The organism is Brevibacillus thermoruber 423 (assembly GCF_000454065.1).
GTDB classification, from domain to species: Bacteria; Bacillota; Bacilli; order Brevibacillales; family Brevibacillaceae; genus Brevibacillus; species Brevibacillus thermoruber.
The window spans coordinates 528,952-550,507 of the sequence record NZ_KE695649.1; the positions used below are offsets into that span (position 1 = coordinate 528,952).

The following is a 21,556-nucleotide window of genomic DNA, read 5'->3' on the forward strand; positions in this document are numbered from 1 at the left end:
GACACGTGAAAAAACGGATCGGCATTCTGACCTATCGGGGGGAAAAGGGTTTTAACGAACCAGGATTTTTGCGCCGGCTTGTGCGGGAGGGAAAGGAGATGGGCGCGGAAGTGTTTGTCTTTTCGCCGCAGGATGTGAACGCCGCCTCCCGCCGGATCAAGGGGTTTACGCCGGGAGCGGACGGCTGGAAAAGCGGTTGGTACGCCTGGCCGGACATCGTGATCGACCGGTACCGCTACTATCCGATAGAGAAGCACAAGAGCTACCTGCCGTTCCGCAACAAGAACTGGTTCCGCTACGCCAACAGCCGCTTTGCCAACAAGTTTCGCGTCCATCATGTGCTGATGCAGGAGGAAGAACTGCAGCGCTGGCTGCCGGAGACCCGGCTCTACAGGCGGGAGGAGCTGGCAGACATGCTGAAGCGGCACGGCGTCGTCTACGTCAAGCCGACCAATGGATCGGGCGGACGCAGCATCCTGCGGGTGGAGCGGAGAGGGAAGGTCTACCTGCTGCGCGGACGGACCAAGAATCAAGGGAGGAAGGACGCCGTCCTGCCGACGCTGTCGGCGCTCACCACCGAAATCGAGCGCTGGACGAATCGGGAAAAATACGGGGAGGAGCAGTTCTTCCTGCAGCAGGGGCTGGATTTGGCCCTGCTGCCGGGGCGGACGGTGGACGCGCGCCTGTTGATCCAGAAGGATGGAAGCGGCAAGTGGAGGCTGACCGGCGTGGGGATGCGGATCGGTCCCAAGCGATCGTCCACGTCCAATCTGCACGGCGGCGGCACCGCGGTGCCGGCCGGCCGTTTTCTGGCCTTCCGCTTCGGCGTGCAGGAGGCGGAGCGGATCCTCTGCGAGTGCCGGGAGCTGGCACTGAAAACGGTGGAAAAGATCGAGAAACATTTCGGATCGATGATGGAGTTTGGTTTTGATTTGGGCATCGATGCGAACGGCCGGGTGTGGATCATCGAAATCAATCCCAAGCCGGGACGTGACATTTTCCGCAAGCTGGGCCAGTGGGACCGCTACCTCCAAGCCGTGCGAAGACCGCTGGAGTACGCCCTGTATCTGGCGGCGAACGACCGCATCGCCTCCCGGACCGGATGAGGCCTCCTGCCGGCAGGAGGTCTTTTGCCGTACGGGGGGCCGCACCGAGGAAGCGGTGAACACCGGCTCCGGTCCGACGGGTTTCCTTTGGGCTCCGCTGCCTTCATAATAAGATAAGAAGAAACCCCCAAAGAGGTGAAGAGACATGATGGAGTCGTTTCGCATTGCCGCCGGCGAGGATTTGACGATCCGCGGCGATTTTCACGCGAAGAGCGCGTCGCCGGACCAGCCGCTCGTGATCTTCTGCCACGGGTTCAAAGGGTTTAAGGACTGGGGCAGCTCTCCCTACGTCGCCGAGCAGTTGGCCGAGCGGGGTATCGCCGTCGTCCGCTTCAATTTTTCCTGCAACGGGGTCGGGGAAAGCCTGACGGAATTTGACGAGCTGGAAAAGTTCGGGCGCAATACATACGCGCGCGAAGTGGACGATTTGACCATCCTGACGAGGTGGCTGCTGGAAGATGGCGGAGTGTTCTCCGCCCGGTTTGACAAGGAAAAGCTGTTTGTGCTGGGCCACAGCAAAGGCGGGGCGGACGCGATCCTGTTCGGGGCGGGCAACCCGCTCGTCAAGGGGATCATCACCTGGAACGGGGTGGCCGACGTCAATCTGTTTGACGAGAAGCTGCGCCGTCAAATCGCGGAACAGGGCGTCGGCTACATCGCCAATGCCCGGACCGGACAGCAGATGCCGATCACCCAGGCGGTCATCGACGACGTGGACCGGAACCGGGACAAGTACGACCTCCTGGCAAAAGTGGCGAGCATGCCGCAGCCGCTCTGCATCATCCAGGGGCGGGAGGACTACGTCCGGCTGGTGAAGGGAGCGGAGCGCCTGCACGAGGCGGCGCGGGAGAGCGAACTGCACTGGATCGAAGCGGGCGACCACACCTTCAACACCCGCCATCCGTTCGCCGGCACTTCCCCTCAACTGGAAGAGGCGATCGAACGGACAGCCGCCTTTGTCCACGCCCGGTGCACATGAGCAAAAGCGGCGAAATCGCGCGTTTTCTTTCCCCATGGGCTGTGGTATACTGAATAGCGTCATAAGATTAATAATACAAAGTATTCAGAAAATAACAGAGGCACATGGGGTGGAGAGAAGATGAAAGAAAAGGTGTATCTGTACGATACGACGCTGCGGGACGGCACGCAGGGAGAGGGCGTCAGCCTGTCGGTGGAGGACAAGGTGAAGATCGCCTTGAAGCTGGATCAGTTTGGCATCGACTTTATCGAAGGCGGCTGGCCCGGCAGCAATCCCAAGGACATGGCCTTCTTTGAGCGGATGCGGGAGATTCCGCTGAAACACGCCGTGGTGACCGCGTTTGGCAGCACCTGTCGGCCCAACGTGGCGGCGGAGGAGGACGACAACCTGCGGGCGCTGCTGGAGAGCGGCGTCAAGGCGGCGGCCATTTTCGGCAAGTCGTGGGATCTGCACGTCACCGACGCGCTCAAAACCACCTTGGACGAAAATCTGCGGATGGTGGCCGACTCTGTCGCTTTTCTCAAATCGCGGGGGCTGACCGTCCTGTTTTTGGCCGAACACTTTTTCGACGGCTACAAGCACAATCCGGTCTACGCGCTGCGCGTGCTGGAAGCGGCGGAGGAGGCCGGCGCCGACTGGATCGTTCTCTGCGACACCAACGGCGGCAGCCTGCCGCACGAGATTTTCGAGACCGTCCGGACGGTAAAGGCGAGCGTGCAGACACCGCTGGGCATCCATCCCCACAACGACGGCGAACTGGCCGTGGCCAACGCGCTGGCGGCGGTACAGGCGGGCGCGCAGCAGGTGCAGGGGACGATCAACGGGATCGGCGAACGGTGCGGCAACGTCAACCTGGTCTCGGTCATTCCCAATCTGCAGTTGAAACTGGGATACGCCTGTGTCGCGCCGGAGCAGATGCAGCAGTTGACCAAACTGTCGCGTTTCGTGGCGGAGATCGCCAACATGGCGATGCCCAACAACCAGCCGTTTGTCGGCAACAGCGCGTTTGCTCACAAAGGCGGCATCCACGTCAGCGCCGTTCTGAAAGACCCCAAGACCTACGAGCACATCGAGCCGGAGCTGATCGGCAACAAACGGCGCGTGCTGGTCTCCGAGCTGGCCGGCCAAAGCAACCTGCTGGCCAAGGCGGAGGAGCTGGAGATCGACGTGGCGCTGGACAGACAGGAAGCGCGGGAGATCGTCAAACGGATCAAGGAGCGCGAATTCCAGGGCTACCAATACGAAGGAGCGGAGGCGTCGCTCTCGCTCATGCTGCTGGAGGCGGCGGGCAAGCTGCGCCAACTGTTTACGCTCGACTCGTTCAAGATTTTGATGGAAAAGACAGCGGACCAGTCGATCTCCTCGGAAGCGATGGTCAAGCTGAATGTCAATGGCCAGGTCGTCCACACCGCCGCGGACGGCAACGGTCCCGTCAACGCGCTGGACAACGCGCTGCGCAAGGCGCTGGAGAACCACTTCCCCTGTCTGGCGGAGATGCACCTGACCGACTACAAGGTGCGGGTGCTGGACGAGAGCGGGGCGACCGCTGCAAAAGTGCGCGTCCTGATCGAATCCGCCCGCGACGGAGAAAAGTGGAGCACGGTCGGGGTCTCCACCAACGTGATCGAAGCGAGCTGGGAAGCGCTGGCAGACAGTATCCGCTACCTGCTCTGGAAAGAAGGCTGCGAGGAGGCGGAGCGGCCGGAGCAGACGGAAGCGCGCGTGGGCATCGTCAATCACTGATGGAAGCGATTGAAAAACGGGTCCTCCTTGCGGCAATGCCAACAGGAGGGCCCGTTTGTTCGTGTGGACGGCGCTTTTTCAGTGCCGGTGACGGGAAGTTGCCGCCATGATACCGGGATGATGCTCATGAAGTGGATTCAGGTGCGGGGACATCCCGCCGGAATGAAGGACAGAGAGGGATGGTATGCTAAGAAAAACCATGCGGGAGGGAACGCCTTTGCGAAGCGCCGACGCCAAACAGCAGCCGAACGACCAGCCGTACAGCATCGACATTCGTGTTACCTTTGACCAGCGGATTCAGGAAGCGGTGTTATGCTCCCTGATGGGCGACATGCGCCTGGCTCTGCAGGACAATTATCCGTTGATGAAGATACAGATGATCGGTGACGATGCCGTTTGCCCGGGGGAGCGTGCCGCTAAGCGCGGTTCGGACACGGACACCGGCTTGCAGGGATAGACCCGTGCGCTGCACATGTGCCTGCGTCAAACCGCCTGTCCCGCGTCCTCTTTTTCCTCAGCGGCTTCCTGACTGAGGTCGATCGATCGCAGCGCCGCATTCATTCCTCCCATTGCCGAACACAGGCACAGCAGCAGCGCTCCCAAGCCATAGCTGGGTTTCGCGCCGATCACGTCGGCCAGGGCGCCGATGCCGCCGTAGGTGATCGGGATCGAGATGTTGAACGAGATCGACGTCATGCTGTTCACCCGCCCCCGCATCCTGTCGGGAATCAGCGTCTGCATCAGCGTGCTCAACGGAATGTTGCAGACCATGACCCCGATCCCCAGAAGAAAATTGCCCCCATACGCCAACCATGCGAACGGGGTGACGGCGACGATCAGCATGCCGACAGCTTCCAGTCCCAAACCGGCGATAAACCACCGCCCCACTTTTTTGGGGGAGAGCGTCCCGACCAGCACGCCGCCCAGCAAGAGCCCCAATGCAATGGACGTTTCAAACCAGCCCAACATCCGGGCGTCTCCGTGAAAATCGCGTTGAATCAGCATGGAAGGCAGGACATTGGTAGGAGCGAGGGCAACATTGGCGAGCGTTCCCAACAGCAGGAGAAGCAGCACGATCTTGTTGGTCGCCAGCCAGTCCAGCCCCTCCTTGATCTCGCTGATCACGCTCGTTCCGGACGTGGGAGAAGCCGCAGGCCGGGCCGGGGCGCTGCGAATCCGCTGAACAAAAACCAGCGACACCAGAAAGGAGGCCGCATTGATTTCGATGGTCCCGGCCACGCCGACGAACGCGACCAGGATACCGCCCAGCGTCGCCCCGACCATCCGCATCACCTGCATGGTTGCGGACAGGAGGGCGTTGGCGCTCACCAGCTCATGTCTGCCGACCAGGTCGGGAATCAGGGATGTTTGCGCGATGCGAAAGAGCGTTCCGGCCATCGACGCGCAGATCGTGACGACGTACAGATGCCACATATGAAACGAGCCGCTTGCGATCAGCACGCCCAACAGCAGCATGGCAAGCGTCTGGATGAGGTCGGCGATCTGCATGAGACGTTTTCGGTTCAGGCGATCCGCCAACACGCCGAAATAGAGCCCCACGAAAGGCTCGGGCAAAAACTTGAGAATAAACAGCAGACCCGTTTGCAGAGCGGAATGTGTCTACTCGTAGACGAACCACATCAATGCGACGCTGTATCCATAATCGCCCAGTGCGGAAACGGCACGGGCAAGCCAGAGGCTGCGCAATGAGGAGTTGGTCGCGAGCATTCCGGTGAAGAGGGAGAGCGGCAGGCCCTTCAAGACACACTCACTTCCTGTCTGAATTTATCAAACGAAGACGGATGAGATCATCTTTCTTGCCGGCTCTCGCAGTAAATCATCCGCTGTATGTAAAATAGCGCATCTCGTGCATTTGTCAAGAAAAAATTCCATTCATTTACAGTACGCGGTAACGGGGGATAGCCATGAATGCAAAAAAAAAAAAAATCGCCCGTGATCGAGCGATGCGCATGACCGGTACAGCGCTGACGAGTTACCAATAATGCTGCTGATAGGGATGGGGAGGCTGGGCATACGGTTGATAGCCCTGCCCCTGACCTTGATGACAGCCTAAGGGAGGGCCGATGAAGGTCGAACGCTGTATGGGGGCCAGCGTATTTCTGACGTTGGACTCATTCAGGCAGTATGTGTACGCCCATATTTCACTGGGCGTCAATCTCAGGATATCGGATCCCAGGATGACTTCGGGGATGGGGGCATTGAAGATGGCGAGCAGATGCGTGTTGTCGGCGGTTGCGATTTCCCAGTGCCACCAGGCCTGAGGGACGTTGACGACTTGGCCTGGCGTAATCTGATAATGAAAAACGCAATTCGTAAATGGATTGATGAAGGAAACATTCGCCGCTCCGGAAATGCAGTACACCAGCTCCGCAGCATTTTGATGGTAATGAGGCTCCACGATGTTGCCCGCACTGAGGAAGATGTCCAGCAGGGACACGTTGTCCAGCGTATTCAACTGTTGGGTGGAGAGGACGTTGATGTAGTTTCGGGGATCCTTTTGGACGAGCAGGTTATTGTTGACGTCATCAAAGAACCGAGCAGAAGGAGACGTGTAATCCATATACAAAGTCATGATGCATTCCATCCCGTTTCCATTGGAATTTGACTACAAGATATGCGTATGTCACGAAGGATCGGGACGTTCGCCCAAATTCAGCGGGAGGGACGCGCTGTTCCCAAAATTTTTATATTTCAAAAAAAGGGAAACAGCCGATAAAGTAAAGAGACATATCGCTGGGAGAAGGGGGGCACCAAGATGAACGCGATCCCCGGTCCGGTCCTCTCGCGGCAGCAGTCCCCGTGCAAGACGGTTCTCGCGGCGGCTGCCAAGGGAAAGCCGATGCTGCCATGCACCAGGAGGACGGCCGCATCCTCCACAATTGCCGTGCTGGCAGGCATCATCGATGAGCTGACCGGGAAGCTGCACGAGCGGGTCAAAGAGAACGGCTTGTCACACCCTTCCGTGCTTGCTGTAAGCCAGGAGCTGGACACGTACATCGTGCAGTACCAGATCCTGCTCGGCGAGAAAAAACGCGCGGCCCGATCCGGTCGGTAACCGGGGACCCGGTCCGTGCCGCACGGTCTGAGAACGTGTTGGGGGATCTCTCAGGATCCCCTCCACCTTTTCTTTGTCGAATCCCTCGATCGGACACGAATCAATGCCGATTTGCGCCGCGGCCGTCATCATGTTTCCGAGCGCGATGTACGTTTGCCTGCACGCCCATTCAAACATCACCCGTTCGTCGTGCAGCAGGCCAAAATCGGATTCCAGGAAGCGGTGGTACACCTCTCCTTTTTTCTGCACGACCTCCGGGGGGAGCTTCTGAACATCTTTCATCATGTGCTGAATATATTCGGATTCGGCGACCATGCTCGGCTTTGTTCGAGCCAGAATGATGACGAAATGGCTGGCGGTTGGAAGGTGCTTCTGCGCCCCCCATGTGACGGGCAGCAGCTTGGTGCGCAGGTCCATGTTTTGCACGACGAGGAACTTCCACGGCTCGAAGCCGAACGAGCTCGGAGACAGGCGGCCGGTTTCCAGGATGAAGTCGAAGTCTTCCTTCGAAATGGACTTGGTCGCGTCAAACTCCTTGCATGCGTGTCTGAAGCGGTAGGCCTCCAAAATGCGTTCTTTCCGTTGTTCGTTCGTCACAGGTTGGTTCCCTCCTTTGTTTTTGCTACGGCTTCGTCCCGATGACCAGGCGTGTCCTGTCGAATATGCGCTGGACGTCATTGGCGGCAAGTGGAAAGGCGTGCTCCTCTATCATCTGATCGAGGGCACGAAGCGTTTCAACGAGTTTCGCAAATTGTGTCCCAACATTACCCATCGAATGCTGACGCTGCAGTTGCGGGAACTGGAGCGGGACGGCATCATTCACCAAAAGGTTTATCAGCAGGTGCCGCCCAAGGTGGAGTATTCGTTGACGGATTTGGGTATGACGCTTGTTCCGATCATTCGCATGATGAAGGAGTGGGGGGACAGGCACAAGGGGCACCGCGAGGCGGCAGATGAGAAGGCAGAGTGAAGAGTGCCTGTGGATCCAAAACGAACACGCCGTTCCGCACAGCGGATACGGCGTGTTTTCAAGCGGGGAAGTGGGGCGAGAGCGTTGGGACCCGCCCGGCGCGGGTGTAGCGAATCGCCGAGTCGGGTTTCCCGGGTCAGGACTGCTTCCGCATGCCGCCCAGTTCTTCGACGATGGCGGTCATTTCGTTGATGCTGAAGGTCGCTTTTTTCTGCACCATGTTGTACAGGTACAGCAGGTCTTCGTAATGGACCAGGTCGAAATCCTCCGGCCGCATGACGGCGGTGTTGGCCATGTTCAGCTTGGACTTGATGCCTTCGATAATCGTCGCCAGGTTTTCCGGCGTGGGCTGGGAAAGGTCCGCCATGTTCAATCTCCTCCTCACAGGGTATGGGTAAGGCCGGGACGGTGTCGTCCGGCGCAAGGCTACTTGGTGAGCTGGCCGCGGGTGACGCCCAACTGGTTGGTCGCTTTCAGCGTCCGCCAGACATGGGTGCCGCTCACTTCGCCGCGCAGCGCCCGGCGGTAGAGGTCGATCACCTCTTTGACACGCTCCGGCTCTTCCTCCAAAAACTCGACGCGGTAGCTGCCCACGCCCAACTGGATAAATTCGGCCAGGTACTCCGCTCCCGACTGGTCGATGGCGTTGTATACCGTGTTGCGGCAGCCGGTATCGACGCGGACCGGATGGGAGAATCCGACGCGGTCGCGCAGCGAGACGCGGTGCGTTTCGCACGGCTGGCCGCAGTTGGTATGGTCCGTTCCGGGGCTGAGAAACGTGCAGTAGACGCAGTGCTCCGTATGGAACATCGGCAGGTGCTGGTGAATCACCACTTCGATTTTGGACGCGTCCGTCCTGCCGAGCAGGTCCACCATTTGCTGGATGTTCAGATCGTACGAGGCGGTCACCCGCTGCAGGCCGCAGTCCAGGAACAGCTCGACGGCCTTGTGGTTGGCCACGTTGAGCGAGAAATCGCCGATCAGCGGAATGTTCAGCTCGCCGCGGCGGGACATGTAGTAGTACAGCGCGCCCGTGTTGCGGACGAGGATGGCGTCCGGCCTGCTTCTGGCGATCAGCGCCAGCACGCCGTTTTCATCCGGCATGTGGATGCGCATCGTGGCGATGCCGATGGGTTTGCCGTACCGGTGGGCCAGCTTGACTGCATCCGGATACTGTTTGACAAACTCGAAATCGGCGTACAGAAAGTCGACGTCCGTCTGGGCGGCCGCCTCCACCTGCGCCAGCGAGCGGCAGAGCGCTGTCAACAGCGGTTTGTCCACCGGCTGCTTGGCAGACACATCGGCGTAGACGTCCACGCGCCGCTTTTGGTACACCGGCGGTTTCGTCCGCAGGAAGAGAAGCTGCTCCACCGCTTCCCGCCGCATCCGGTTCAGTTCGCTCACGGGCAGGATCAGGTCGCCGTCCAGATCCGTCGTCAGGTCCTGCGCGTTCAGATAAAACAGGGTGCCCCCCAGACGGCTCAACTGCTCGTACAGCAGCTCCGGAGTCAGCGGCCGTTTCAGCGCCGCTTCCAGGGGAATTTCGGACTTGACGGTCACCGCGTGGTCGGCCGTTTTGTCCACCCAGGTGACGGACAGCTTTTCGCCCAGCCGGCCGACGACGTGCACCGCGAGCGGGAAGGTGCGGTACGGCTTTTCCGTCTCAAACGTTTTGCGCAGCCGTTTGTCCAGCTCGGGGTCGTTCGTCTTCCAGACGCGGTCGCCGACGTTGACCCGCTGCAGGTTGACGTCGTTTCGCCCCATGACGATTTCGTAGAGGCCCTTCTCGACTTCGCCCTCCACCTTTTTGCCGCGGGTGAGGATGTCGTAGACGCGCCCACCTTCCTCTTTTTGCGTCGGATCGCCGGCGTCAAAGACGATGCCGTCGCCCCGTTTCAGGGGAGCGTTCAGCTCCACCAGCACCGCGTGCTTCAGCACCTTTTTCACGGTGCCGAGAAAGACGCCGCGGCTTTTCGGGAAGGTACCGTCCAGAAGCGTCTTGTTGTTGGTGCCTTTCAAGAACCCGTGCGTAAAGCCGCGGGAAAAGCTCTGCTGCAGCTCGCGGATGTCCTGCTCGCTCGGCGCCGCGTCCTGGCCGGCGAAGTAGCGGTCGATCGCCGCGCGGTATTTGCTGACCACGTTGGCCACGTACTCCGGCGACTTCAGGCGGCCTTCGATCTTGAAGGAGGTGACGCCCGCCTCGATCAGCTCCGGCACCAGGTCGATCGCCGCCAGGTCTTTGGGCGACAGCAGGTAGGCGACGTTGCCCATCTCCTTCTGCACCCCGTCCACGATCAGGTCGTAGGGGAGGCGGCAGGCCTGGGCGCATTCGCCGCGGTTGGCCGAGCGGCCGCCCCACATTTCCGAAGTGAGGCACTGGCCGGAGTAGGAGACGCACAGTGCGCCGTGCACGAACACCTCCATCGGCAGCTTGGCCTTTTCGCCGATTACCTTGATTTCCTTCAGCGAGTTTTCACGCCCCAGCACCACCCGCTCCAGGGCAAGCGGCTTGGTAAACTCCACCGCTTCCGGCGAGGTGATCGTCATCTGGGTCGAGCCGTGAATGGGAAAGTCGGGGGAAATTTCGCGGATCAGCTTGACGAGGCCGAGGTCCTGCACGATGACCGCATCCACCCCGGCGTCGATACAGGCTTCGATCAGCTCCTGCGCTTCCTTCAATTCATTTTCAAAGACGAGGATATTAAAGGTAAGAAACCCTTTGACTCCGTACATGTGCAAAAATGACATGATGTCCGGCAGTTCGGACATCTGGAAGTTTTCGGCGCGGGCCCGGGCGTTGAATTTTTCCACGCCGAAGTAGACGGCGTTTGCCCCGTTGGCGACGGCCGCGCGCAGACACTCCCAGTTGCCGGCGGGAGCCAGAAGCTCAATATCTTCACGCTTGATACCGTTTCGCATGTGTATGTGAATACCTCCAACGTGTTGAACAGCTCTTCTCCATCATCATAGGGAAATGTCACTGTCTCCGCAAGGAAAACATCGGCCGCAGGCGGGCAGGCAATTCTTCCAGCGATCAGTGCATCCAAAACGTCAGAAGGGCCGGTCACATGATGAACTCATGCGTCCAGCCCTTCAAACACGATGGAGACCTTTTCCTCCATGATTTCCTCCAAGGCCCAGGCTCCTTCGCTGCGCACCCAGTCGTACAGGGCGTTGTAATAGATGTTTTCCAGCATGTTGGCAGCGACGAGCGGATTGAACTTCGCCTTCAGCCGCCCTTTTTCCTGCGCTTCTTCGATCAGGTCTGCAAACAGCTGCCGCAGCTCGTAGTAGACGTTCTTTTCGTTTTCCAGGATCTTGCGGTGCTTCATCGAGGACTCGATCAGCACCTTGATGAAATCGTAATTCTGGATGTTGACCTCGTTCATGATTTTATAGATCCGCAAGACCTTCTGCTTGCAACTGTCTCCGTAGTCCCACTCTTCCCGCCGTTCCTCGATTTCCTGCAGCCGCTCGTATCCCCAGTTGGCGAGAATCGCTTCCTTTGACGTGAAGTGAAGAAAGATGGTGCCGCGGGCGACGTCCGCTTCTTCGGAAATCATGTCAATCGTCGTGTTTTCAAAGCCGTACTGCTTGAACAGCTTGATCGCGGCGTTGAAAATCTTGTCGCGCGTTTCCCGCTTTTTTCGCTCCCTGCGTGTCGTCAAAGGGAAACACCTCCGTTCTGTTACAGTGATTATAGCACAATTGTTCCATTCAAAAGAAATGCGTTTGTCCGTCCAAGCCGGCCTGACGGAAAAAAGGATAGACTTCTCTTTCGACTGGATGTATATTTATATATTATCATGAATAATTATTATTTAGACCGAGGCTTTGAGGAGATGGAGTGGGGGAGTGTAGAATGAGTGTCACAAAGACGTTGACCGTGCGCCAGGCAACCATGAGGGACGTCGACCAGATGCTTGACATTATTAATCAATATGCACAGCAGGGGCTGATGCTGCCGCGGACCAAACTCTCCGTCTGCGAACACCTGCAGTCGTTCATCGTCGCCCACGACGGGGAAAGCGTCATTGGAGTGGCCGGCCTGCATATTCTCTGGGAGGATTTGGCGGAAATCCGTTCGCTCGCCATCGCCGAGAAAGCCAAAGGCATGGGCGTCGGCAAGCAGTTGGTGCTGCATCTCGTGGAGCAGTGCCGCCTGCTGGGAATCAACCGGGTGCTGGCGCTCACCTACCAAAAGGCGTTCTTTGAAAAGTGCGGATTCCGCGTGGTGGCCAAGGAGACGCTGCCGCAAAAGGTATGGAAGGACTGTATCAACTGCTCCAAGCTGCCGATGTGCGACGAGATCGCGATGATCGCGGAGACGGCGACGGCGTAGGCGGGCACCGCCCCCCGACCGGCAGGAAAAGACGCGTGTGTGCGGCAGACTGTATCGGCCGTCGTGCGGGCGCGTCTTTTTTTTTTTGCCATTTTTTCTGACACGAGCGGACAAAACTGGATATTTTTTGCTAGGTCTATGGTAATATATTTGTACCATTCATAGAATTTTGAAAAAAGAAACAGGTCGTTGCAAGGGGGCTCATGTTATGAAACTGGGGGCGCGGGTATTGATCGCTCTGCTGCTGACCGGCATTGTGCCGCTGACGGCGGCGGGGGTGTTTGCCTACACGGAGACCAAGCGGGAACTGCTGGAGGGCAGCGCGGCGACGCTGGAGGCACTCCGCAATAGCAACAAGGAGCAGGTGGAAAACTACTTCCGCGAACGATCCAAAAACCTGGAGACGCTGGCGGCGTCCGGTTCGGTGGCGCAGTCGCTGGCGGCCTTCGATGGCGTGTGGAAGCTGGGAAGGGAGGCTCCCGCCTACCAGGAGGCGGAGCAGACGTGGGGCAAGGAACTGAAGATGGAGGTGTCTCGTTACGGATTTTTCAACGCGTACCTGCTCAACGAGAACGGCGACGTGGTGTACCAGACGAAGCCGCAGGCCGACTTCGGCACCAACCTGTACAGCGGCCCGTACAGCGGCACCCCTCTGGGCCAGACCGTAAAACAAGCGGCCAAGGGACTCAGTCTGGAACTGTCGGACGTCAGCCGTTACGAACCGTCCGGCGGCGTGCCCGCCGTCTTCATGGCCGCGCCGATCTTTGATCACGGGACGGTGATTGGACAGCTCGCGGCGGAGGTCTCCCTGGAGTACATCTCCCGCCAGTTGAACCGGCGCGAGGGGTTGGGTGACACGGGCAAAATCTACCTGATCGGGGCGGACAAGCTGATGCGCACCGAATTGGGGAACGGGCAGGAGACGATGCTTAGGCAGAAAGTGGAGACGCCGATTGCCGAACAGGCACTGTCTTCCGGCAGTACCGCGGGCACGGCCCAGGCCGTCGACTATCGCGGGGAGGAGGTGCTGGTCGCCTACGACCGGGTGCAGGTGGGCAAGCTCAACTGGGCCATCCTGGCGGAGATGGACATGACGGAGATCATGGCCGGGCCCAATCAGATTCGGAACGCCATTGTGGCGTTTAACGGCATTGTGCTTGTGCTGGTGGTGGCCATCGCCTGGGGGGCCGCTGCCGGTCTGCGCCGCTCGTTCGCCGGCATGCTGTCCATCGCCGGGCAGATCGGCCGGGGGGATTTTACCGCTCCCTTTCCCGCGAAGCTCCTGAAGCGCTCGGACGAACTGGGGGAGCTGGCCCGTTCCCTGCTCGCCATGCGGGAACAGCTTCATGACATTTTGCGGCAGGTGCGGCAGGCGGCTGCTTCGGTGACGGAATCTGTCCGCGAGATTCACGGCAATACCGCGGAAATCGCCTCCTCCAGCGAGCAGATCACCCGGGTCGTGGAGGACGTGTCGACGTCGGCTGACAGGCAGGTGGACAAAATGGGGCACACGCTGCATTTGGCGGAGGCGCTGACCGCGAGCGTCAACAGCGTGACCAGCCACGTGGAGCAGGTTACGCTTTCGTCGCGCGAGATGAAGGGCGACGCCGAAGCGGGGCGGCAGGCGGTGGAAGCGGTCATCGCCAGCATGGAGGAGATCGACCGGGCGGTGACGGCCACCACGCAGACGGTACACCGGCTGGAGCAGCGATCGCGTGACATCTCGCAGATTATCGCCGTGATCACGGAGATCGCCCGGCAGACCAACCTGCTCGCGCTCAACGCGGGCATCGAGGCGGCACGCGCCGGCGAACACGGCAAGGGGTTTGCTGTCGTGGCGGGGGAAGTACGCAAGCTGGCCGAAGGGACGAACGCGGCGGCGCAGCAGATCGTGGCGATGATCAGCGAGATCCAGAGAAGTACGGCCGCCATCGTGGAGCAGATGGACGACGGCACCCGCACCGTGGCGGAAGGCAGGCGGACCGCCGGACAGTCGGACGAGATGTTTCGCCGGATTGAACAAAATATCCGCCGCGTCTCCGCGGAAATGGAAGGCGTCAGCCAGGCGTTTGCCCGGATGGCTCCGGACGCGCAGCAGGTGGTGGCGGTCGCCCAGGAAGTGTCGGCCGCTTCCCGGGAGGCGGCCGCCGGGGTGCAGGGCATCTCCGCCGCCGTCGAGGAGCAGAACGCGGCGATGGAGCTGATCGTGGCTTCCGCGGACCAACTGGCCGTGCTGGCGGAGCGGCTGAGCAGCTCGCTGACGGCGTTCCGTCTGGACGACATAAAAGAATAGCGGGAACGGCCGCAACGGTTGGCGAAGGGACGGACCCGGTTCCTTCGCCGCTTTCCCAAAAATCGCGCCGTGCCTGGATGGAGAGACCCGAGATGCGGTCTCTTTTCTCTTTATGGGAGGATATCTCCCCCAAAATGTTGAATCATAAGGACGATGGAGTTTCGGGCCGGAGGGAACTAGCGTGCACAAACTAGATTGGGAACTATATCTGCTACCGTTCGAACAAGCCGTGGAAGAAATCAAGGTCAAGCTGAAAAACATCCGCAACGAGCTGCGCAAGCGCAAGGAACACTCCCCCATCGAGTTCGTCACGGGACGGGTCAAGTCCATCCCGAGCATTTACAACAAGGCGAACCGCCTGCAGTTTCCCATCGACGAGAACATCTGCTGGGAGCTCAGGGACATTGCGGGGATCCGGATCATCTGCCAGTTTATCGATGACATTCCGGCCGTCGTGGAAATGATACGACAGCGAAGCGACATGCGCATCTACCTGGAGAAAGATTACGTCTCCAAACCGAAGGAAAGCGGGTACAGAGGGTATCACCTGGCTGTGGAATATCCGTTGATGACGGCGCGCGGACAGGTCACCATTCCGGTGGAAATCCAGATCCGTACGCTGGGCATGAACTTTTGGGCGACCATCGAGCACTCTCTCAACTACAAATACGAGGGGCTCATCCCGTCCGCCATCCGGCAGCGCCTGATCGAGGCGGCCAAAGCGTCCTACAAGCTGGACAGCGAAATGAACAACATCCGCGAAGAGATCAAGGAGGCGCAGGTGGAGTTCACCGCGCAGGAGGTGCCGATGGAGTCGCTCATTTCGCTGGTGGAGCTGGATTTGGATCTGGACGCGGCACAGGCGGCAGAAGACGACAGTACGACGACAGAAGGGACGAAAACGAAGGATGACGAGCGTTAATTGGCTGGAAGAGACGGAAAAGCGGAAAGACGAACTGCTTGCCGCCGTGCGGGAATTTCTGCAAATCAAAAGCGTGCTCGATCCGGCGACCGCCCGGGACGGCGCGCCGTTCGGCGAAGGCATCCGCCGGGCGCTTGACTACGCGCTCAAGGTGTGCGCCGACGCCGGCATGACGGTCAAGGATGTCGGGGGATACGCCGCCCATGCCGAGTTTGGCGAGGGCGAGGAACTGATCGGCATCCTCAGTCACGTCGACGTGGTGCCGGAAGGGGACGGCTGGAGCTCGCCGCCCTATGCGGCCGAAATCGTGGACGGCAAGATCGTGGCCCGCGGCGCGATCGACGACAAGGGGCCGGCCATGGCCGCCATCTTTGCCGCCAAAATCGTCAAGGAACTGGGGCTGCCGCTGTCCAAACGGGTGCGGCTCATCTTCGGCACGGACGAGGAGTCCAACTGGCAGTGTGTGAAAACCTATTTCCAAACGGAAGAAATGCCGACGATGGGCTTTACGCCGGACGCCGACTTTCCGCTGATCTACGCGGAAAAAGGGCTGACCGACCTGACGCTGACGCAGACTGCGGACGCGTATGCGGCGCAGCAGCGTCCGCCCGCTGCCCGGCCGGACGCCAAACTGCTGGCGCTGTCGGCCGGCCTTCGCATGAACATGGTGCCGGACAAGGCGGAGGCGACGCTGGAGCCGCTCGCCATGACGGGCGAGGAACTGGCGGAGCGCTATCGCGCGTACCTGCGGGATACCGGTCTGAGCGGAGAGGCGGACGTGCGCGGCGGTCAGGTGCTATTGCGCATGGAGGGCGTTTCCGTTCACGCCATGGATCCGAGCAAGGGGGTAAACGCGGGCACGGAACTGCTTCACTTTTTGGCCGGCCTGACACTGGACGAACGGGGCAGGCAGTTCGCCCGTTTTACGGATCGCTATCTCCATCGGCAGCACTACGGGGAAGCGATCGGCATTGCCCACGACGACGAGGAGATGGGACCGCTCACCCTCAACACCGGCGTGATCCGCTACGAAGCGGACGGGGATGCCGTGTTTGGCGTCAATATCCGCTATCCGCATTCCCAGCCGTTTGAACGGTGGAGGGCGATTCTGGAGGAGCGGCTGGCGGAAGCGGCTTTTTCGCTGGAGGTGGTGGAGCACCTGAAGCCTCATCGGGTTGACCCGCAGCATCCGCTGGTCACCACGCTGCAGCGGGTGTACACGGAGCAGACCGGGCAGGAGGCCGAGATCATCGCCATCGGCGGGGCTACGTACGGCCGTTCGCTGGAGGTAGGGGTGGCGTTCGGGCCGCTGTTCCCGGGCCGGCCGGACAGCGCCCACCAGCGGGACGAGCACATTCGGGTGGACGATCTGATCAAGGCGACGGCGATCTACGCCCAGGCCATTTACGAACTGGCGAAATGATTACGCAGGCGGCACGTTGCGGAAATTCCGCAGCCGGCCGCCTTTTGTTGTTTTTTTGGCAAGACTGTCATACTATTAAAGGATGTGAAAGGAAGTGATCACCATGGCGAAAACGTTTGCGATGTTTGGCTTTCGACCGGAGCTGATGCAGGGCATTCACGACCTGTTTTATAAAGAGCCGACGCCGATTCAGGCGGAGGCGATCCCCCTCATCCTGGAAGGAAAGGACGTGATCGGTCAGGCGCAGACGGGGACGGGCAAGACCGCCGCGTTTGTGCTGCCGATCCTGGAGCGGCTGCAGCCGGGCAAACGGGACATTCAGGCGCTGATTCTCACGCCGACCCGCGAGCTGTCGATCCAGATTGCCGAAGATGTGGAGAAGCTGGGCAAATACCTGGACGTCAACGTGCTGTCGCTGCACGGCGGGACGGATATTGAGCGGCAGTTGAGCAAGCTCAAGCAGACCGTCCACATCGTCGTCGGCACCCCGGGGCGGGTGCTGGACCACATGAGGCGGGGCTCCCTTCACTTCGGCCGCATCTCCACGCTGGTGCTGGACGAGGCGGACAAGATGATGGAGATGGGCTTTCTCGAGGAGGTCCATGAGATCATCGAGGGGACGCCGCAGCAGCGGCAAATGCTGCTGTTTTCCGCCACCATGCCGGATTCGGTGAAAAAGCTGGCGCAGTACTTCATGAAGCAGCCGCCCCACATCCGGATCGAGGCGAAGCAGAAGACGGTGGAGAGCATCGAACAGATCTACTACGTGGTCAATCAGAGCGACAAGATGGACGCGCTGGTGGACCTGTTGGAGCGGGAGAACCCGTATCTCTGCATCGTCTTTGCCAACACCCAGGCGCGCGTCCAGCAGTTGACGGCCCGCCTGCAGGAGAACGGCTTCGCGGCGGAAGCGCTGTACGGCGACCTGTCGCAGAACAAGCGGGAACAACTGATGAAGCAGTTCCGCGAAATCAAGTTTCAGTATCTGGTGGCAACCGACATCGCCGCCCGCGGTCTGGACGTGGAAGGGGTGACGCACGTCGTCAACTACGACGTCCCCAATGACGTGGAGAGCTACATCCACCGCGTCGGCCGCACCGGACGGGCGGGGCAGAAGGGAACGGCCATCTCCCTCGTCTCCCCCCGCCAAAAGGGCATCATGACCCGCTTCGCCAAGGCGACCAAGGCGCCGATCGAAGAAAAACTGCTGGTGGCGGGCCGCCATCTGGACGCCGGCCGCCGCAAGCGGGCCGAGGAGCGGGAAGCGTACTTTGCCCAACTGCGCGAGCAAAAAGCCAAAGAGCAGTTGAAGGAAAAGGAAAAGCAGCTTGCCCCCGTCCGCGAAGCCCTGAAAAAGAAGCTCAAGGTGAAGCCGGGCTACAAGAAAAAGCTGGCGCGGGAACTGGAAGAGCTGAAGACCCTGTACGAGAAAAACCGCCGTCGCCAAGAGGCAAAGGCAGCCCGCAAGGCGGGGAAGGCGGTCGGCAAAAAAACGCGCGGCAGGGGATAACCGCAGGCGGGAAACCACCGCGAGGAAAGCAGTCCATTTGGGATGGACTGCTTTTTTGCGTGGGCCGGCCAAATGTCCGCAGGAGGAGGCAGCCTTTTCGCCCAAGCTTTTCCTGACGGCTTGAAACGGGTACAATAAACGGAAGGGATGTGGCCCGGGCCTGCCAGCCCAAGACGGGTCAACACAAGGTGTGAGGAGAAACACGATGAGTCAAATTTGCAGCCAATGCGGTCATCCGATACCGCTTCACGAATCGTCCGGTCCAACCTGCATGCAGTGCGAGCTCGACGAATACCGGATCGTACGGAACTACCTGCGCAGCCACCCCAACTCCAACGCCATGCAGATTGCCAACGCGACCGGCATCTCCATCTCCAACATTTTGCGCTACATCAAAAGCGGCTCGCTGACGATGGTGGACAACGACCGCCGCCGGCCGGGCCGGTAAGCGGCAAAAAAAGCGGCAGCCCACCGCGCGAGTGCCTGCTCGCCAGCGGTGGGCCGTTTTCCGTTTGCGGGCCGTCTTCGTCCTCCCGACGGGCATCTGTGGGATCACAGCCAGCGCAGCCCTTTGGGATAATGGTTTTTCAACTGTCCGTCCGCCTGCTTGCCCCAGCCGAGCGGAAACCCGTCCACGGTGACCAGCGTCCAGCCGTTTTCGCCGTCGCGGGCCAACGCCTCTCCCTTCAAGTAGCGCAGCAGCTCGGGGTCATCCGCCGCAAACGCAGCCGTGCGTGCGGCGGCCTCTTGGGGGACGGCCAGCGCCAGCGCGTGGGCCGGTTCCAGCCGGTTCTTTTTCACGGTGCCGAGGTGAAGACCAGCCCGCACCACTTTCAGACCGTCCAGATCAAGGTCAGGCGCCGGGGTGACATACAACTGGTCGCCAAACAGCAGGAAGGCGGCGTCGTCGGCATATCGTTCCGCCACGCCGGGCAGGGACTGGGCCGCGAACGTGCGCCACGCGGCAATCGCTTCCTTCCGTCCGGCTGCCGCCGTTTTCCCGCGCTTTTCCCTGCGCCGTCTGGAGGGGGCGTCCCCCTCGTCGTCCGTCTCTTTGCATAGTTTGGCCAGGTAATGGCCTTCCCCGTCGAGGCGGTGCGGCCAGAGCCGCGCCGAGCGGGCGAGTTCCGGAAGCGGCGGCTCCGCCCACTCGGGTACACCGGGCGCGAACCACTCGGGGTGGGGCAGAGAGGTCAGGGCAAACCCCGGGTTGCGGGCGAGAAAGGACGCGATCGACTGTTCGTTTTCCAGCGGTGCGAACGTGCAGGTGGAATAGACCAGCGTCCCGCCCGGTTTCAGCATGGCCGCCGCGGCGTCCAGAATCTCCTGCTGGATGCGGTGACACTCCGCCACCTTTTCCGGCGACCAGTCGTCAATCGCTTCCGGCAGCTTGCGAAACATTCCTTCGCCGGAGCAGGGAGCGTCTACCAGGATGCGGTCAAAGAAGCGGGGAAACCGCTCGGCCAACCGTTCCGGCGTCTCGTTGGTGACAATGGCGTTGGCGATGCCGAGCCGCTCCACGTTTTCCGAGAGCGCCTTGGCCCGGACGGGATGAATTTCATTGGCGACCAACAGCCCCTGACCGCGCAGCGCGGCGGCGAGTTGGGTCGTTTTTCCGCCCGGTGCGGCGCACAGGTCGAGCACGGTCTCGCCCGGCTTCACCTGCAGCGCTTCAGCCGGCGACATGGCGCTGGGCTCCTGCAGGTAGTACAGGCCTGCAGCGTGGTACGGGTGTTTGCCGGGGCGTTCCCCTTCGGCATAGCGAAAGCCCTCCGGACACCAGGGAACCGGTTCGAGGGCAAACGGGGAGAGCTGCAAAAAGCGCTCCCTGTCGATTTTCAGCGGATTGATCCGCAGCCCTTGGCTGGGCGGCCGGTCAAAGCCGGCGGCAAAAGCGTCGTACTCGTCTTTCAACAGCGTTTTCATCCGCTCGACAAAAGCGGTGGGCAGTGATCTCATGGTCAGCCTCCGATGTCAGATTTCGACGGGCCCCGAGAGGAAAAGGGAGAATCGTGGCGAATCATTTCAGGATGTGAGGTGAGAACAATTGAGAGAATCCCGCGCGGAACGGCACCGCTCGCGCCGGCGCAACGACTCGGAAGTGAGCCGGTTCTGGATCATGGGCCTGCTCTTCTCACTGCTGGTGCTCGCCTTTGAGTTTCTGATCGACATTCCCGCCGATGCAGCCTGGCTGCAGGATATGGAGATGGCGCTGTTTAGCGCCAGTTTTACGCTGCTCGCCTTTTACCTGCTGGGCCTGACGTTCGTCTTTTCCCGCCAGCAGGAAGCGGGCAAGGTGAATCATCAGGTCATCATTTACGCGTGGCTGGGAGCGATTTTGTTTCACCTGTTCCTGCTGATCAGCAACATGTCCAACCAACACGTCTACAAAGCGGGGATCATTTTATTTTTGGGGCCATTATTTTTAACTGTGTACCATTTTATCACGTACTTGTCCGCTTTGCGCGCGGCTCGTCGGGAGGAAGAACTGGCCACCGCGGCCTCCCACGAACGGGCGGCGTACCAGATCATTCTGGAGGGGACCAAGGTGCACGGGGAGATCAACCGCCTGAAGTCCGCCTACCCCGAGGTGGAGCAGATGCTGAGGGCGAACGACTTCGCCGACAAGATGGAGCGCTGCGTTCTGGAGATGCAGCAGTACCTGCAGGCCAAGACGATTACCCGCAAGGACGTGGAGCTGTTGGAAAGCCACTACTACTACCTGGAAAACCTGCTCGTCCTGGCCAAACAGCATCCCGGTGTGATGGAGTCCCGCGTGTTTGCGCACCGCGACGACGCTCATCCGCTGTAGCGGTCGGCGGCGGAGAAACTGATGAGAAACCAGCATAGAGAGCAAACGAGTACACGCTCTCCCGAACCGGGAGAGCGTTTTTTCGCATGGGCTGTTGCCTGCAAAACGGCTTCTTCCCGGCGGGAGGAGCCCTGGAAGTGGAAGCAAACGAAAACGGCTGAGCAGCCTCGCCGCCTGCCCAGATGAAACGTCCCTTTCCCGGGAAGCCGAAACGGGGAAGGGACGTTTTGCGTCAAACAGAAGGATGCGTGATCCCGTGGAGAGCGGCTGTTCCGGCATGTACCGGGGGCCGGGCGCCTCACCCCCCGCTTCGGCCGGGGGTACGGAAGCGTCACGCCGCTCTCCGCCGCCCCCGGCTCCAGCGCCAGGGCGGCGGAAAC

Annotated in this window: 21 protein-coding genes; 13 read left to right on the forward strand and 8 right to left on the reverse strand. The window is 60.3% G+C overall.

Going from position 1 to position 21,556, the window contains the following annotated elements; genetic code table 11:
- The first annotated feature begins 5 nt into the window (after positions 1–5).
- The 4 genes from M516_RS0107550 to M516_RS0107565 all read left to right on the forward strand — a co-directional run bounded on the left by M516_RS0107550 (position 6) and on the right by M516_RS0107565 (position 4,285).
- On the forward strand, positions 6–1,106 hold the full coding sequence (locus M516_RS0107550; protein ID WP_029098580.1) for a YheC/YheD family endospore coat-associated protein: 1,101 nt from the start codon (positions 6–8) through the stop codon (positions 1,104–1,106).
- Positions 1,107–1,251: 145 nt separating this feature from the next.
- Positions 1,252–2,085 carry an alpha/beta hydrolase family protein gene (locus M516_RS0107555; protein ID WP_029098581.1) on the forward strand — a complete coding sequence of 278 codons (834 nt, stop codon included), beginning with the start codon at positions 1,252–1,254 and terminating at the stop codon, positions 2,083–2,085.
- A gap of 120 nt (positions 2,086–2,205) precedes the next feature.
- The gene (gene cimA / locus M516_RS0107560; RefSeq protein WP_029098582.1) at positions 2,206–3,828 is read left to right on the forward strand and encodes a citramalate synthase; all 1,623 of its coding nucleotides are present in this window, start codon (positions 2,206–2,208) and stop codon (positions 3,826–3,828) included.
- Positions 3,829–4,012: 184 nt separating this feature from the next.
- Complete coding sequence (locus tag M516_RS0107565) at positions 4,013–4,285, forward strand: hypothetical protein (RefSeq protein ID WP_152523361.1); 273 nt, start codon at positions 4,013–4,015, stop codon at positions 4,283–4,285.
- A 26-nt stretch (positions 4,286–4,311) separates the two neighbouring features.
- Here the strand turns inward: M516_RS0107565 and M516_RS0107570 are convergent, their stop codons facing one another.
- The 3 genes from M516_RS0107570 to M516_RS0107580 form a co-directional block, all read right to left on the reverse strand.
- Positions 4,312–5,436, reverse strand: coding sequence for an MFS transporter (locus tag M516_RS0107570; RefSeq protein WP_081656467.1), 1,125 nt, complete (start codon positions 5,434–5,436; stop codon positions 4,312–4,314).
- A gap of 12 nt (positions 5,437–5,448) precedes the next feature.
- Complete coding sequence (locus M516_RS25495; RefSeq protein ID WP_193746950.1) at positions 5,449–5,589, reverse strand: hypothetical protein; 141 nt, start codon at positions 5,587–5,589, stop codon at positions 5,449–5,451.
- 232 nt (positions 5,590–5,821) lie between these two features.
- Positions 5,822–6,421, reverse strand: a complete 600-nt coding sequence (locus tag M516_RS0107580; protein ID WP_029098585.1) for a cupin domain-containing protein — start codon at positions 6,419–6,421, stop codon at positions 5,822–5,824.
- Between the two features lie 267 nt (positions 6,422–6,688).
- Here M516_RS0107580 and M516_RS24645 point away from each other — a divergent pair, with 267 nt between their 5' ends.
- Positions 6,689–6,904: an aspartyl-phosphate phosphatase Spo0E family protein gene (locus M516_RS24645; RefSeq protein ID WP_152523366.1), complete on the forward strand. Its 216-nt coding sequence runs from the start codon at positions 6,689–6,691 to the stop codon at positions 6,902–6,904.
- Here M516_RS24645 and M516_RS22995 read toward each other — a convergent pair.
- Entirely contained in the window at positions 6,800–7,501 is a 702-nt protein-coding gene (locus tag M516_RS22995) for an NAD(P)H-dependent oxidoreductase (RefSeq protein ID WP_238550932.1), read from the reverse strand. The genes M516_RS24645 and M516_RS22995 overlap by 105 nt on opposite strands.
- 16 nt (positions 7,502–7,517) lie before the next feature.
- On the opposite strand from M516_RS22995, the gene M516_RS0107590 reads away from it, so the two are divergent.
- Positions 7,518–7,874: a winged helix-turn-helix transcriptional regulator gene (locus tag M516_RS0107590; protein WP_029098586.1), complete on the forward strand. Its 357-nt coding sequence runs from the start codon at positions 7,518–7,520 to the stop codon at positions 7,872–7,874.
- A 136-nt stretch (positions 7,875–8,010) separates the two neighbouring features.
- Here M516_RS0107590 and M516_RS0107595 read toward each other — a convergent pair whose 3' ends face one another.
- The 3 genes from M516_RS0107595 to M516_RS0107605 form a co-directional block, all read right to left on the reverse strand.
- Positions 8,011–8,241, reverse strand: coding sequence for a DUF1128 domain-containing protein (locus M516_RS0107595; RefSeq protein WP_029098587.1), 231 nt, complete (start codon positions 8,239–8,241; stop codon positions 8,011–8,013).
- Positions 8,242–8,300: 59 nt separating this feature from the next.
- The gene (locus M516_RS0107600; protein ID WP_029098588.1) at positions 8,301–10,793 is read right to left on the reverse strand and encodes a U32 family peptidase; all 2,493 of its coding nucleotides are present in this window, start codon (positions 10,791–10,793) and stop codon (positions 8,301–8,303) included.
- Between the two features lie 158 nt (positions 10,794–10,951).
- Positions 10,952–11,542: a TetR/AcrR family transcriptional regulator gene (locus M516_RS0107605; protein ID WP_029098589.1), complete on the reverse strand. Its 591-nt coding sequence runs from the start codon at positions 11,540–11,542 to the stop codon at positions 10,952–10,954.
- A gap of 194 nt (positions 11,543–11,736) precedes the next feature.
- Here M516_RS0107605 and M516_RS0107610 point away from each other — a divergent pair, with 194 nt between their 5' ends.
- The 6 genes from M516_RS0107610 (at position 11,737) to M516_RS0107635 (ending at position 18,812) form a co-directional block, all read left to right on the forward strand.
- Positions 11,737–12,216: an N-acetyltransferase gene (locus M516_RS0107610; RefSeq protein ID WP_029098590.1), complete on the forward strand. Its 480-nt coding sequence runs from the start codon at positions 11,737–11,739 to the stop codon at positions 12,214–12,216.
- Positions 12,217–12,424: 208 nt separating this feature from the next.
- The gene (locus M516_RS0107615; RefSeq protein ID WP_029098591.1) at positions 12,425–14,509 is read left to right on the forward strand and encodes a methyl-accepting chemotaxis protein; all 2,085 of its coding nucleotides are present in this window, start codon (positions 12,425–12,427) and stop codon (positions 14,507–14,509) included.
- Positions 14,510–14,690: 181 nt separating this feature from the next.
- Positions 14,691–15,431, forward strand: coding sequence for a GTP pyrophosphokinase (locus M516_RS0107620; RefSeq protein ID WP_029098592.1), 741 nt, complete (start codon positions 14,691–14,693; stop codon positions 15,429–15,431).
- Positions 15,418–16,854, forward strand: coding sequence for a dipeptidase PepV (gene pepV / locus M516_RS0107625; RefSeq protein ID WP_029098593.1), 1,437 nt, complete (start codon positions 15,418–15,420; stop codon positions 16,852–16,854). The genes M516_RS0107620 and pepV overlap by 14 nt, the downstream gene beginning before the upstream one ends.
- A gap of 103 nt (positions 16,855–16,957) precedes the next feature.
- Positions 16,958–18,364: a DEAD/DEAH box helicase gene (locus M516_RS23000; protein WP_035289076.1), complete on the forward strand. Its 1,407-nt coding sequence runs from the start codon at positions 16,958–16,960 to the stop codon at positions 18,362–18,364.
- Between the two features lie 205 nt (positions 18,365–18,569).
- Entirely contained in the window at positions 18,570–18,812 is a 243-nt protein-coding gene (locus tag M516_RS0107635; RefSeq protein WP_029098594.1) for a hypothetical protein, read from the forward strand.
- A gap of 104 nt (positions 18,813–18,916) precedes the next feature.
- Here the strand turns inward: M516_RS0107635 and M516_RS0107640 are convergent, their stop codons facing one another.
- Positions 18,917–20,323 (reverse strand): RsmB/NOP family class I SAM-dependent RNA methyltransferase, encoded by a 1,407-nt coding sequence (locus M516_RS0107640; protein WP_029098595.1) that lies wholly within the window; start codon positions 20,321–20,323, stop codon positions 18,917–18,919.
- Positions 20,324–20,411: 88 nt separating this feature from the next.
- Here M516_RS0107640 and M516_RS0107645 point away from each other — a divergent pair, with 88 nt between their 5' ends.
- Positions 20,412–21,176, forward strand: a complete 765-nt coding sequence (locus tag M516_RS0107645; RefSeq protein WP_029098596.1) for a hypothetical protein — start codon at positions 20,412–20,414, stop codon at positions 21,174–21,176.
- The last annotated feature ends 380 nt before the right edge of the window (positions 21,177–21,556 follow it).